The organism is Microbacterium sp. 4R-513, from assembly GCF_011046485.1.
GTDB lineage: Bacteria > Actinomycetota > Actinomycetes > Actinomycetales > Microbacteriaceae > Microbacterium.
In genome coordinates this window covers 3,574,344-3,586,721 of record NZ_CP049256.1, presented here as the reverse complement: position 1 = coordinate 3,586,721, position 12,378 = coordinate 3,574,344, and the positions used below count along the sequence as shown (strand labels likewise).

The 12,378-nt window shown below is 70.5% G+C and carries 12 protein-coding genes and 1 tRNA gene; 9 read left to right on the top strand and 4 right to left on the bottom strand.

The window, feature by feature from the left end:
- Window positions 1-21: 21 nt before the first annotated feature.
- A complete protein-coding gene (locus G5T42_RS15955; protein WP_165129745.1) occupies window positions 22-618 on the bottom strand; it encodes a TetR/AcrR family transcriptional regulator in 597 nt (198 codons plus the stop codon).
- A gap of 116 nt (window positions 619-734) precedes the next feature.
- Between G5T42_RS15955 and G5T42_RS15950 the strand changes: the two genes are divergently transcribed.
- The 3 genes from G5T42_RS15950 to G5T42_RS15940 are packed head-to-tail and all read left to right on the top strand — an operon-like array spanning window position 735 to window position 3,233.
- Window positions 735-1,889 carry an acyl-CoA dehydrogenase family protein gene (locus tag G5T42_RS15950; protein WP_165129744.1) on the top strand — a complete coding sequence of 385 codons (1,155 nt, stop codon included), beginning with the start codon at window positions 735-737 and terminating at the stop codon, window positions 1,887-1,889.
- Window positions 1,890-1,899: 10 nt separating this feature from the next.
- Window positions 1,900-2,427 carry a MaoC family dehydratase gene (locus G5T42_RS15945; protein WP_165129743.1) on the top strand — a complete coding sequence of 176 codons (528 nt, stop codon included), beginning with the start codon at window positions 1,900-1,902 and terminating at the stop codon, window positions 2,425-2,427.
- A complete protein-coding gene (locus G5T42_RS15940; protein WP_165129742.1) occupies window positions 2,424-3,233 on the top strand; it encodes a CoA ester lyase in 810 nt (269 codons plus the stop codon). Before G5T42_RS15945 ends, G5T42_RS15940 begins: the two co-directional genes overlap by 4 nt.
- Window positions 3,234-3,263: 30 nt before the next feature.
- Here the strand turns inward: G5T42_RS15940 and G5T42_RS15935 are convergent, their stop codons facing one another.
- Together G5T42_RS15935 and G5T42_RS15930 are read right to left on the bottom strand one after the other, a co-directional pair.
- Window positions 3,264-3,869: a histidine phosphatase family protein gene (locus G5T42_RS15935; protein WP_165129741.1), complete on the bottom strand. Its 606-nt coding sequence runs from the start codon at window positions 3,867-3,869 to the stop codon at window positions 3,264-3,266.
- Window positions 3,870-3,897: 28 nt separating this feature from the next.
- The gene (locus G5T42_RS15930) at window positions 3,898-4,749 is read right to left on the bottom strand and encodes a Sir2 family NAD-dependent protein deacetylase (RefSeq protein ID WP_165129740.1); all 852 of its coding nucleotides are present in this window, start codon (window positions 4,747-4,749) and stop codon (window positions 3,898-3,900) included.
- Between the two features lie 78 nt (window positions 4,750-4,827).
- On the opposite strand from G5T42_RS15930, the gene G5T42_RS15925 reads away from it, so the two are divergent.
- Window positions 4,828-5,634 (top strand): RNA methyltransferase, encoded by an 807-nt coding sequence (locus tag G5T42_RS15925; protein ID WP_165129739.1) that lies wholly within the window; start codon window positions 4,828-4,830, stop codon window positions 5,632-5,634.
- 165 nt (window positions 5,635-5,799) lie between these two features.
- Here the strand turns inward: G5T42_RS15925 and G5T42_RS15920 are convergent, their stop codons facing one another.
- Entirely contained in the window at window positions 5,800-6,660 is an 861-nt protein-coding gene (locus G5T42_RS15920; RefSeq protein WP_165129738.1) for an SGNH/GDSL hydrolase family protein, read from the bottom strand.
- A gap of 223 nt (window positions 6,661-6,883) precedes the next feature.
- Here G5T42_RS15920 and G5T42_RS15915 point away from each other — a divergent pair, with 223 nt between their 5' ends.
- From G5T42_RS15915 to G5T42_RS15895, 5 genes are all read left to right on the top strand, one after another.
- Window positions 6,884-8,743, top strand: a complete 1,860-nt coding sequence (locus G5T42_RS15915) for a DEAD/DEAH box helicase (protein ID WP_165130289.1) — start codon at window positions 6,884-6,886, stop codon at window positions 8,741-8,743.
- Window positions 8,744-8,860: 117 nt separating this feature from the next.
- Window positions 8,861-9,952, top strand: a complete 1,092-nt coding sequence (locus tag G5T42_RS15910) for a VIT1/CCC1 family protein (protein WP_165129737.1) — start codon at window positions 8,861-8,863, stop codon at window positions 9,950-9,952.
- Window positions 9,953-10,024: 72 nt separating this feature from the next.
- Window positions 10,025-10,109 (top strand) — tRNA-Leu (locus G5T42_RS15905).
- A gap of 109 nt (window positions 10,110-10,218) precedes the next feature.
- Window positions 10,219-11,520 (top strand): M20/M25/M40 family metallo-hydrolase, encoded by a 1,302-nt coding sequence (locus G5T42_RS15900; protein WP_165129736.1) that lies wholly within the window; start codon window positions 10,219-10,221, stop codon window positions 11,518-11,520.
- 9 nt (window positions 11,521-11,529) lie between these two features.
- Entirely contained in the window at window positions 11,530-12,357 is an 828-nt protein-coding gene (locus G5T42_RS15895) for an undecaprenyl-diphosphate phosphatase (RefSeq protein WP_165129735.1), read from the top strand.
- Window positions 12,358-12,378 lie beyond the last annotated feature (21 nt).

The following is a 12,378-nucleotide window of genomic DNA, read 5'->3' as shown; positions in this document are numbered from 1 at the left end:
GTGGCCCCAGGATAGCGAGTCTCAGATGGTGAGGGCCGCGAGCGCCATCGATTCGAGCACCGGGCGGACGGTGCGGTCGGACGCCGCCTGGCGCGCCCCGCGCATGCTGTGCGGCGTCGAGTTGATGAGGCCGAAGCACGCGTGCGCGCGGACTCTCAGGTCGCTCTCGGCGCGGTCGGGGTGAAGGCGGGCCAGGACGATCATCCACAGTTCGACGTACTCGCGCTGGAGCCTGCGGACTCGATTGCGGTCCTCGTCGCTCAGGCTCGCGAGGTCGCGGTCCTGCACGCGGATGACGTCGGCGTCGCTCAGGGCGAAGTCGACGTGGAAGGCGACGAGCGACGCGAGCTGCTCCCGCGGATCGTCGGAGCGCGCGAGCACCTCCTGCCCGCCGGCGAGGAGCCGCTCGCTCACGCCGACGAGGATGGCGCCCAGCAGCGCCTGCTTGTTGGCGAAGTGCCGGTACACGGCCGGGCCGCTCACGCCTACCGCCGCTCCCAGGTCTTCGAGGCTCACGCCGCTGAAGCCGCGCTCGGCGAAGAGACGTGCGGCCTCGTGCAGAATCGCGGCCTGACGATCGGCTTTCGCGCGGTCGCGCTCGGTCAGACCGCTTGTCATTTCAGTTAATCCTCGCTAACCTGAATATCGAGTTAGTGAACACTAACCAATGCGCGCGCGTCACGACAATGGATGTGATGCGATCGTGACGTCGACGGGGATGACACGGAGAACCCATGGATCAGTACGACCTGTCCGATGACGAGCGGGAGCTCGCGAAGCTCGTCCGCGAGTTCGCCGACGAGGTGGTGGCGCCGCGCTCCTACGAGGCCGATCGCACCAAGACCCTGCCGCTCGACGTGGTCGCGCAGATGGGGGAGCTCGGGCTGTTCGGACTGCCGTTCCCCGAAGAGCTGGGCGGTCAAGGCGGCGACTACTTCACGCTCTGCCTCGCGATCGAGGGTCTGGGCCGGGTCGATCAGTCCATCGCGATCACGCTCGAAGCGGGCGTCAGCCTCGGAGCCATGCCAGTCTTCCGCTTCGGCACAGACGTGCAGAAGCAGGAGCTGCTGCCGGATCTGCTCGCCGGCCGCGCGCTCGCCGGCTTCGGCCTGACCGAGCCCGAGGCGGGATCGGATGCCGGGGCGACGCGCACGACCGCAAGGCTCGACGGCGGCGAGTGGGTCGTCAACGGCTCGAAGCAGTTCATCACCAACTCCGGCACCGAGATCACGCGCTTCGTGACGGTGACGGCGGTCACGGGCGAGGCCGGCGGCCGCAAGGAGATCTCGACGATCATCGTGCCGAACGGCACGCCCGGTTTCACGGTCGAGCCCGCCTACGACAAGGTCGGCTGGCACGCGTCCGACACCCACCCGCTCACGTTCGTCGACGCACGCGTGCCCGAGGCGAACCTCCTCGGCGAGCGCGGCTGGGGCTTCGCCAACTTCCTCCACATCCTCGACGAAGGTCGCATCGCGATCGCCGCGCTCTCGACCGGAGCGGCCGAGGGATGCCTCGAAGCGGCCGTCGACTACGCCAAGAAGCGCACCGTCTTCGGCGAGCCGCTCTCGACGCGGCAGAGCATCCAGTTCACGATCGCCCGCATGCAGGCGCGCGTGCACAACGCTCGCCTCGCCTGGCACCATGCGGCCCGTCTGCGCGATGCCGGCAAGCCCTTCAAGACCGAGGCCGCGATCGCCAAGCTGACGGCGAGCGACGCCGCGATGGACAACGCGCGTGATGCGACCCAGGTCTTCGGCGGCAACGGCTTCATGAACGAGTACCCCGTCGCGCGGCACTACCGCGACTCGAAGATCCTCGAGATCGGCGAGGGGACCACCGAGGTGCAGCTGCTCGTCATCTCGCGCGCCCTCGGCCTCGACGGGTAGCGTGGCGATCGTGGGCGACGGCACGGGCTACGACGACAATTCCGAGCATCGGGCGCTCGAGGTGCTCCAGCGCGGGCTCTACTACGAAGAGCTCGACGTCGGCGTGCGGTACGTCCACCGCCCCGGGCGCACGGCGACCGAGGCCGACAACGTGCTGTTCTCGTCCCTGACGATGAACACCCAGGCGCTCCACCTCGACGCCGCCTTCTCGGCGACGCAGCCGTTCGGGCAGCGGCTCATGAACTCGATGTGGACGCTCGCCACGATGGTCGGGGCATCCGTCGCCCAGATCACGCAGGGCACGCTCGTCGCCCAGCTCGGGCTCAGCGACATCGCCTTCCCTGCGCCGCTCTTCCACGGAGACACGCTGTACACCGAGACCGAGATCCTCGAGAAGCGGCGATCGGGATCGCGGCCGGGGCAGGGCATCGTCACGATGCGTCACACCGGGCGCAATCAGGACGGCGTCGTCGTGGCGACGGCGACACGCGTCGCGCTCATGTGGTGCCGGGACCGCCCCGAGGAGGAAGCCCGATGACGTTCGACCACGGACCGGCGATCCTGTTCTGCCCGGCGGATCGACCCGAGCGGTACGCGAAGGCGCTGGAGCGGGCGGATGCGGTCATCCTCGACCTCGAGGACGCCGTCGCCCCCGCAGACAAGACGGCGGCACGAGGATTCCTCATCGAGTCCGAGCTCGATCCCTCCCGCGTCATCGTGCGCGTGAACCCGATCGCCTCCGATGCGTTCCTCAGCGACCTCGCGACGCTGTCCCAGACCGACTACCGCACGATCATGCTCGCCAAGACCGAGTCGCCCAAGCGCGTCGCCAAGATCGACGCGCGCTTCGAGGTGGTCGCGCTCCTCGAGACGGCGAAGGGGGTGTCGCAGGCCGAGCGCATCGCCGAGCTCGACAACGTCGTCGCGCTCATGTGGGGCGCCGAAGACCTGGTGGCGAGCATCGGCGGCACGTCGAGCCGCAAGCCCAACGGGCGCTACCGCGACATCGCACGCTATGCGAGAGCGCGCACGCTCCTCGCGGCGGGGGCGCGCAACAAAGCCGCGATCGACGCGGTGCACCTCGACATCTCCGACGTGAAGCGGCTTCGGATCGAGGCGACGGATGCCGCGGCCTCCGGCTTCGCGGCGACGGCATGCATCCACCCGAGCCAGGTCGAGATCATCCGTGCGGCCTATCGGCCCGACTCCGACGACGTCGCGTGGGCCGAAGCCGTCCTCGCCGCGGCGAAGGGCGAGCGCGGCGTCTTCACGTACGACGGCCGCATGGTCGACGAGCCCGTCCTGCGGCACGCCCGGGGCATCCTGCGTCGCGCCGAGGCCTGACTGCCTCCCGAAGCAAGGCGCCGCGTGAGACTAGGCGGCGTGCGGCGTGTACGACAGCAGACGCAGATGGTCGCGCTCGAACAGCACCGTGTGCGCTGAGGCGTTCGCGAGCTTCTCGCCCTCGAGCGGCAGCGTGTCGCCGCTCGCGTGGCGGATCACCTCGCGGATCAGCGCGCCGTGCGTGACGACGATGACGGATGCCGCGCCCGGCGCGGTCGCACGGCGCACGTCTCGCGCCACCTTCTCGAGACCTTGGATGGCCCGCGCCCGGAGGTCCTCGCGCGTCTCGGCCTCGGGCACATCAGTCCCATGCCAGTCGCCCCAGCGCTCGAAGTACTCGTCGACGCTCAGGCCCTCGGCGACCCCGTACGCCCGCTCACGGAGCTCGGGGTAGAGCCGGGGCGCCGCGAGCCCCAGCTCGCGCGCGATGATCTCCGCCGTCTCCCGCGCTCGGGACAGGTCGCTCGCCACGACGACGGCGGGAATGCGCTCGTCGAGCGTGTCGCGCAGGGTGGCCGCGGCATCCCGAGCCTGCTGACGACCCGTGTCGTTGAGCGGCACATCCGTCGCGCCCTGGATGCGGCGGGCGTGGTTCCAGTCGGTCTCGCCATGCCGCAGGAGGATGAGAGTCGTCACCCTCCGAGCGTAACCGCGCGCCCGGAGGTCAGCGCGAACGGGGGAGTGCCTCGGCGAAGGCGCGGAGCACATCGCTCGTTCCCGCGTCGATCTTCACCGTCGCCCGCGCATCGGCCCGCGTCTCGCCGCGGTTGACGATGACGACGGGGATGCGCTTGCGCCGTGCGCGCTCCACGAACCGGATGCCCGAGTTGACGACGAGGGACGACCCGGCGACGACGAGGGCGTCGCTCGTCCGGACGAGCTGTTCGGCCTCACGGAACTTCTCGGCGGGGATGAACTCGCCGAAGAACACGACATCGGGCTTCAGCATCCCTCCGCACACGGTGCAGGCGGGGATGCGGAAGCCGTCGGTGCTCTCGGGAAGCACGTCGCCGTCGGGGCCGAGGGCCACGTTCTCGGGGATCGCGATCCACGGGTTGTCGGCTTCGACGCGGGCAGCGAGGTCGCGCCGGTCGAAGACCTGCCCGCAGTGCGTGCAGAAGACGCGGCGCATCGTGCCGTGGAGCTCGACGACCCGCCGGCTTCCGGCTCGGACGTGCAGGCCGTCGACGTTCTGCGTGATGATGCCCGTCGCGACGCCGTCGGTCTCGAGCTGGGCAAGCGCCCGGTGGCCGTCGTTGGGCTCGGCCGCGGCGAACGCCTTCCAGCCGAGGTGGCTGCCGACCCAGTAGCGGCGCCGGGAATCCTCGCTGGCGAGGAAGGCCTGCGCCGTCATGGGCGTCCGTACGGGTGCGCCCTTGCCGCGGTAGTCGGGGATGCCCGAGTCGGTCGAGACGCCCGCGCCGGTCAGCACCGCGATGCGGCGGCCCGCCAGCACCTCGATCGCGCGCTCCAGCGACTCGGCCGTCGGCGCGTCGAACTCCGTCACGAGCGTCATGTATCCCACCCTCTCGCGTCCGAGGGTACGCCCGGCGCTTTTCCGGCGTGTTACAAGCCGGCGTGCGAAGGTGGAGTCGTGCATGTCATCCCCATCGGCTCGGCGGACGACCAGCGCATCGCCGACTACCGGGATCTGACCGATGTCGCGCTCCGCCGCGTGCTCGAGCCGGAAGGCGGCCTCTACATCGCCGAGTCGGCGAAGGTCATCGCCCGGGCGGTGCGGGCGGGGCACGAGCCGCGGTCCGTGCTGGTGCAGGAGAAGTGGCTCGACGACGTCGCTGACGTGCTCGGCGACGACTCGCGTGCGCCGGTGTACGTCGTGTCGCCGGAGGTCGCCGAAGGCATCACGGGCTACGTGGTGCACCGCGGCGCCCTGGCCGCCATGCACCGGCCCGCCCTGCCGTCGGTGGCCGAGGTCGTCGCCGATGCACGGCGCGTGGTCGTGCTCGAGGACATCGTGGACCACACGAACGTCGGAGCGATCTTCCGCGGCGCGGCGGGGCTCGGCGCGGACGCTGTGCTCGTCTCGCCGCGGTGCGCCGATCCGCTGTACCGGCGCTCCGTGCGCGTGTCGATGGGCACGGTCTTCCAGGTTCCGTGGACACGGCTTCCGGAGTGGAGCGAGGCACGCGGCATCCTGCACGGTCTCGGGTTCCACCTCGCGGCGCTCGCGCTCGCGGAGGATGCCGTGGCCCTCGACGATTTCGCGGCTCCGGCGCCCGAACGGGTCGCGCTGATGCTCGGCGCCGAGGGGGACGGGCTCTCGCGCCGCGCGCTCGAGGCGGCCGACACCGTCGTGACGATCCCGATGGCGGGCGGCGTCGATTCGCTCAACGTCGCCGCCGCCGCGGCGGTGGCGATGTGGGAGCTGCGCGTGCGCTAGTTCTCTCGTTCCGCGGTGCCCCCTGCGGTCGGTCCTGCCGTCGAGAACGTACGCACTCGCCGAATGCACACGTCGTCGTCGCCGACACGATGTGCGCTCGGCGAGTACGTACGATCTCGTCGCAGACCGCGGCGTTGAGCGGCACCGGATGAGCTCGGCGGCGGGCTAGACCTGCTCCCCGCGGGTCTGCTTCGGGTCCTTGCCGGGCAGCAGGGTCATGACGGGGAGCGGGTCCGGGCGCTTGGGCTTGATGTCGTCGCCCGACGACTGATGCCGCAGCCGGCGCAGCACCCAGGGCACGAGGTACTCGCGTGCCCACACGAAGTCGACGGCACGTGCCTCGCGCCACGTGCGGCGCGGATACGGGTCGGGCTGCATGGGCTGCAGGTCGTTCGACACGTTGAGGGCGCGCAGCACCATCCGTGCGACCTCGTGGTGACCGAGGCGGTTGTAGTGCAGCCGGTCGTCGTCGAAGAAGCGCATGTCCTGCACCTCTTTGAGCGCCCACTGGTCGGCCACGATGCAGTCGTACTTGTCGGCGATGGCGCGGATGTTCTCGTTGTAGATCGCGACCTTCCCGCGGATGCCGCGGAAGACCGGCGTGAAGTTCGTGTCGATGCCCGTGAAGACGACGAGCGTGGCGCCGTCGCGGCTCAGCCGCACGACGGCGTCCTCGAACTGCTGCGAGACGTTGTCGGGGTCGGTTCCGGGACGGATGACGTCATTGCCGCCCGCGGAGAAGGTGATCAGGTCGGGAGCCAGGGAGAGGGCCGGCTCGATCTGGTCGGCGATGATCTGGCCGATGAGCTTCCCCCGTACGGCGAGGTTGGCGTACGCGAAGTCGTCGACCTGCTGGGAGAGCACCTCGGCCACGCGATCGGCCCAGCCGCGGACGCCGTTGGGTGCCGTCGGCTCGGGATCGCCGACGCCCTCGGTGAACGAATCGCCGATCGCGACGTAGCGTCGCCACGGGTGCGGCCCGGTGTTCGCGACGTACGGGCTGCGGGAATGGTCGTTGCTCGACATCCGTCTTTCCTCGGTTTATGACCCCTAACCAGGCTATCGCCCGAGACGGATGCCGGTGAACCGCCGGGCTGTCGGCGCGAGCGTTTATGGTGGTCGTTCGTGCCGTCGGGTGCGCATGCGGAGGGGAGGCCGAGTGGAAGAGGACGCGGTTCTGCTCGCACGCGCCGAGGGCGACCTGCCCGCTGACGCCTCCGCCGAGACCGTCCGGGACTTCGGTGCGGAGTTGCGGGCCGAGCACACCGAAGCGGCGCCTTCCACCGACGATCACGGGCGCCCGCATCTCGGCAGCTTCGCTGCCGAGCACCTCTCGCCGTCGTATCCGCAGCGCGCCCCGTGGGGAACGGCGCAGCGCCTGCGTGCCTGGCAGGCCGAGGCCCTCGACCTGTACTTCAGCCTCGACGGACCCGATGGGGTCGGCGGCGGCCCGCGCGACTTCCTGGCCGCGGCGACGCCGGGCGCCGGCAAGACGACGTTCGCGCTCCGCCTTGCGAGCGAGCTGCTGCGCCGCCGCATCGTCGACCGCCTCGTCGTCGTGGCGCCGACGGAGCACCTCAAGACCCAGTGGGCGGATGCCGCGGCCCGCGTCGGCATCCGGCTGGACCCCGCCTTCAGCAACCGTCATGTGGCGCCCGCGCGGCATTACCACGGGGTCGCCGTCACGTATGCGCAGGTGGCGGTCAAGGCATCCGTCCACCAGCAGCTGATCCTCGACCGGCGCACGCTCGTGATCCTCGACGAGGTGCACCACGGCGGCGACGCCCTCAGCTGGGGCGACGCTCTGCGCGAGGCGTACAACCGCGCGACCCGGCGCCTCCTCCTCTCGGGCACGCCCTTCCGCAGCGACACCGCCCCGATCCCGTTCGTGGAGTACCACCCGAACGAGAAGGGCATCCGCCTCTCCCGCACCGATTACAGCTATGGCTATCGGCGCGCGCTCGAGGACGGGGTCGTCCGCCCTGTGATCTTCATGGTCTATGCCGGCCAGATGCGCTGGCGGACGAAGACCGGCGACGAGATGGAGGCGCAGCTCGGGCAGGACAACACGAAGGACATCACGTCGCAGGCGTGGCGCACGGCTCTGGATCCCGAGGGCGACTGGATCCCGGCGGTCCTGCGGTCAGCGGACCGGCGCCTGACCGAGGTCCGCGAGCACGTCCCCGACGCGGGCGGTCTCGTCATCGCGACCGATCAGACGGCGGCGCGCGCCTACGCCGCGATCCTCCGCGAGATCACGGGGGAGCCGCCGACCGTCGTGCTCTCCGACGAGGCCGAGGCGTCGAGCCGAATCGAGGAGTTCTCGAAGGGCGACTCGCGCTGGATGGTCGCCGTGCGCATGGTGTCGGAGGGTGTCGACGTCCCCCGCCTCGCCGTGGGGGTCTACGCGACGAGCGCGTCGACCCCGCTCTTCTTCGCACAGGCGATCGGCCGCTTCGTGCGCGCGCGCCGCCGCGGCGAGACGGCGAGCGTCTTCCTGCCGAACGTCCCGCAGCTCCTCGCACTCGCGAACGAGCTCGAGCGCCAGCGCGACCACGCACTGGATCGCGACAGCGACGGCGACGACGAGTGGAACGCCGAAGAGGACATGATGGATGCCGCGGAGCGTGAGGACAAGGCATCCGACGCCCTCACCGCGGAGTTCACCTATCAGGCGCTCGGGTCGCAGGCCCACTTCGACCGGGTCCTCTTCGACGGCAAGGAGTTCGGGCAGCTCGCAGTCCCCGGAACCCCGGAAGAGGAGGAGTTCCTCGGGCTTCCCGGACTCCTCGAGCCCGAGCATGTCCACGACCTCCTTATGCAGCGCCAGGCCCGCCAGACGCGCCACCGCAAGGCGCGCGAGGCCGCGTCGCCGGACGGCGACTCGACGCCGGCGTCCGCGCCGCCCCAGGCGCTGCACCGGACCCTGAAGGAGCAGCGCCAGCTGCTCAACAGCCTCGTCGGGCTCTACGCGCGCCAGTCCGGCGAGCCGCACGGCGCCGTGCACGCCGAGCTGCGGCGGATCTGCGGCGGACCGGCCGTCTCGCAGGCGACGGTCGCGCAGCTGCAGTCCCGCATCGACGTGCTCCGCCGGCGCGTCCACTCCTGACGCACCTCCGGTTCGGAGCCCCGAAATGCTGGCAATCGCGGGGTTTCCGCGATGGCGCCGACGCGCGCTGGCTAGCGTGGAAGCATCCCCGCACCGCCGCAGCCTTTGGAGGCTTCCTTGAGCGCGCCCGCCGCCGCCCCGACCGCCCGCGACCGACGCCGCTGGGCGCAGTACCTCGTCAACGAGCGCGCCGAGGCGCGGGTGTACCGGGAGCTCGCCGCCCGCCGCGAGGGGGAGGAGCGCGAGATCCTCACGGCGCTCGCCGACGCCGAGGGCCGTCACGAGGCGCACTGGCTGGAACTTCTCGGCGGGGAGCCCCCGCGTCTTCCGAAGCCGGACTTCGGCACCCGATCGCTCGGCTGGATGGCTCGGCGCTTCGGGTCGATCTTCGTGCTCGCCCTCGCGCAGAACGCCGAGGGGCGCTCGCCGTACGACGACGAGCCCTTCGCGACGTCGGCCATGGCCGCCGACGAGAAGGTCCACCACGAGGTCGTGCGCGGCCTCGCGGCGAGGGGGCGCCGTCGGCTGTCGGGAACCTTCCGGGCGGCCGTCTTCGGCGCGAACGACGGCCTCGTCTCCAACCTCGCCCTCGTCCTGGGCATCGGTGCGACGGGCGTCGCCCCGCAGTTCGTGCTCTTCAGCGGGATTGCCGGCCTTCTCGCCGGTGCGCTGTCGATGGGCGCGGGCGAGTTCGTCTCGGTGCGCTCGCAGCGCGAGCTGCTCCAGGCGACCGAGCCGAACGGATACGCGGATGCCGCGCTGCCGCATCTCGACATCGACGCGAACGAGCTGGCGCTGGTCTACCGGACGCGCGGGATGCCGGAGGCCGATGCGCTCGCACGCGCCCGGCGCATCGTCGCGGCGGCGCGCGGGCAGGAGTCGCAGAGCACGTACACGGGCCCGCTGGAGGTCGTCGAGTCGCACGAGGTCGTCGGAAGCGCGTGGGGAGCCGCGCTCTCGAGCTTCCTCTTCTTCGCATCGGGTGCGATCATCCCCGTCCTGCCCTGGATCTTCGGTCTCTCGGGCTTCGCCGCGATCGTCCTCGCGCTCGTGCTCGTGGGCATCGCGCTCCTGTCGACGGGCGCCATGGTGGGCCTCCTCTCGGGCGGTCCGCCGCTGCGCCGCGCCCTGCGACAGCTCGCGATCGGGTTCGGCGCGGCGGCGGTCACGTATGCGCTGGGACTCCTCTTCGGCGTCTCGATGGGATGACCGCCGATTCTGTCGCTGGCGCGGAACGTGATATCGTCGATCCTCGGTTGCGAAACCGAAAATCACCCAGATGCGCGGGTGGCGGAATAGGTAGACGCGCTAGCTTGAGGTGCTAGTGCCCGTATAGGGCGTGGGGGTTCAAGTCCCCCCTCGCGCACAGAAGAAGAAGAAGGCCCCCGAAAGGGGGCCTTCTTCGTTTCGGCAGGTGTCCTCGCGGCCACCGCCGCGAAACGGAGTCGCAACGCGCGGCAGGTAGGTTAGTCCGCATGCCCACGCCCGAAACCGACCTTCCCGAGGTCGTGCGGATCGCGCGCGATCTCATTCGGTTCGACACGACCAACCACGGCGGAGGACGCGCCGCCGGCGAGCGCGAAGCGGCGGAATACGTCGGCGCCTACCTCGAGTCGCTCGGGCTCGCTCCCGAGTACTACGAGCCCATTCCGAGGCGCACCAACGTCGCGGCGCGTGTGCCGGGGAAGGACCCGGGCAAGCCCGCGCTCGTGCTCCACGGACACCTCGATGTCGTGCCCGCGATCGCGGAGGACTGGAGCGTCGATCCGTTCGCCGGCGAGATCCGCGACGGACTGCTGTGGGGCCGCGGCGCGGTCGACATGAAGGACATGGACGCCATGATCCTCACCTCTGTCGCCGACCTGCTGCGGGCGGGGGAGCAGCCCGAGCGCGACCTCGTGCTGGCGTTCTTCGCCGACGAGGAGAACGGCGGCATCGAGGGCTCGGCCCTTGTGGTCCGCGACAAGCCGGACTGGTTCGCCGGGGCGACGGAGGCCATCAGCGAGGTCGGCGGCTACTCGATCGAGGCCGCGGGGCGCCGAGCGTATCTCCTGCAGACCGGCGAGAAGGCGCTCGTGTGGATCAGGCTCGTCGCGCGTGGGCGCGCCGCGCACGGCTCGAGCCTCCACGAGCACAATGCCGTCACGCGCCTCGGTGAGGCCGTCGCGGCGCTCGGCCGCACCGAATGGCCCGTTCGCCTCACCGAGACCACCACCGCCTTCGCCGACGGCCTCGCCGCTCTGCTGGACGCCGATGCGAGCGACCCCGACGCCCTTGCCGCGTCGATGGGCGCGGCATCCGGATTCCTCCGCTCGACGCTCCGCACGACGACGAACCCCACCGGTCTGACGGCGGGATACAAGCACAACGTCATCCCCGACCGCGCGGAGGCGCTCATCGACGTGCGCACCCTGCCGGGCATGGAGGAGGCGGTGCTCGCCGACATCCGCCGCATCGTCGGCGACGACGTCGAGGTCGAGATCGTGCACCAGGACATCGGTCTCGAGGTGCCGTTCCAGGGCGACCTCGTCGACGCGATGGTCGCGGCCCTCGGCCGCCACGACCCCGGCGTCCCCGTCATCCCCTACCTCATGGGCGGCGGGACCGACAACAAGGCGCTGTCTGCACTCGGCATCGCGGGCTACGGGTTCGCGCCGCTGCGGCTGCCCGCCGACCTCGACTTCACCGGCATGTTCCACGGCGTCGATGAGCGCGTGCCGCTGGATGCCCTCGTCTTCGGCCAGCGCGTGCTCACCGATCTCATCCGCAGCTACTGAAAGGCGCGTATGCACCTCCTCGAGGCGATCATCCTCGGGCTCGTCCAGGGCCTGACCGAGTTCCTCCCCGTCTCATCGAGCGCACACCTGCGCATCCTGGGCGAGCTGCTGCCCGGGGCGCAGGATCCGGGCGCCGCCTTCACCGCCATCACGCAGCTCGGCACCGAGACGGCCGTGGTGCTCTTCTTCTGGCGTGACATCGTGCGCATCGTGAGCCACTGGTTCAAGGCGCTGTTCGGGAAGATCCCGCGGAACGACCCCGACGCGAAGGTCGGATGGCTCATCATCATCGGCAGCATCCCGATCGTGGTGCTGGGGCTGCTGTTCCAGGACCAGATCGAGACGACCTTCCGCTCGCTGTGGCTCGTCGCGACGATGCTCATCGTCTTCGGCATCCTGCTCGGCATCGCCGACTGGGTGGGCCGCAAGACGCGGAGGATGGAAGACCTCACGGTGGGCCACGGCATCCTCTACGGCCTCGCGCAGGCGCTCGCACTCATCCCCGGCGTCTCGCGCTCGGGAGGCACCATCACGATGGGTCTGTTCCTCGGGTATCAGCGCGCCGCGGCGGCGCGCTACGCCTTCCTCCTCGCGATCCCCGCGGTGTTCGGCAGCGGCCTCTACCAGCTCTTCAAGAGCTGGGACGAGCCGAGCGTCTTCACCCTCGGCGAGACGGCGGTCGCGACGGGTGTGGCGTTCGTGGTGGGCCTCGGGATCATCGCGTTCCTCATGAACTGGATCTCGAAGCACAGCTTCCTGCCGTTCGTGATCTACCGGATCCTTCTCGGCGGCACCCTGATGGTGCTCCTCGCGCTCGGCGTGCTGCAGCCCTACTGATCCTCGGTCGCAGCGACGGGT

What these genes read in the sequence shown, in the direction of transcription:
- G5T42_RS15955 (WP_165129745.1), bottom strand. Translation starts at nt 618, where the DNA reads ATGACAAGCGGTCTGACCGAGCGCGACCGCGCGAAAGCCGATCGTCAG.
- G5T42_RS15950 (WP_165129744.1), top strand. Translation starts at nt 735, where the DNA reads ATGGATCAGTACGACCTGTCCGATGACGAGCGGGAGCTCGCGAAGCTC.
- G5T42_RS15940 (WP_165129742.1), top strand. Translation starts at nt 2,424, where the DNA reads ATGACGTTCGACCACGGACCGGCGATCCTGTTCTGCCCGGCGGATCGA.
- G5T42_RS15930 (WP_165129740.1), bottom strand. Translation starts at nt 4,749, where the DNA reads ATGACGCTCGTGACGGAGTTCGACGCGCCGACGGCCGAGTCGCTGGAG.
- G5T42_RS15920 (WP_165129738.1), bottom strand. Translation starts at nt 6,660, where the DNA reads ATGTCGAGCAACGACCATTCCCGCAGCCCGTACGTCGCGAACACCGGG.
- G5T42_RS15900 (WP_165129736.1), top strand. Translation starts at nt 10,219, where the DNA reads ATGCCCACGCCCGAAACCGACCTTCCCGAGGTCGTGCGGATCGCGCGC.
- G5T42_RS15895 (WP_165129735.1), top strand. Translation starts at nt 11,530, where the DNA reads ATGCACCTCCTCGAGGCGATCATCCTCGGGCTCGTCCAGGGCCTGACC.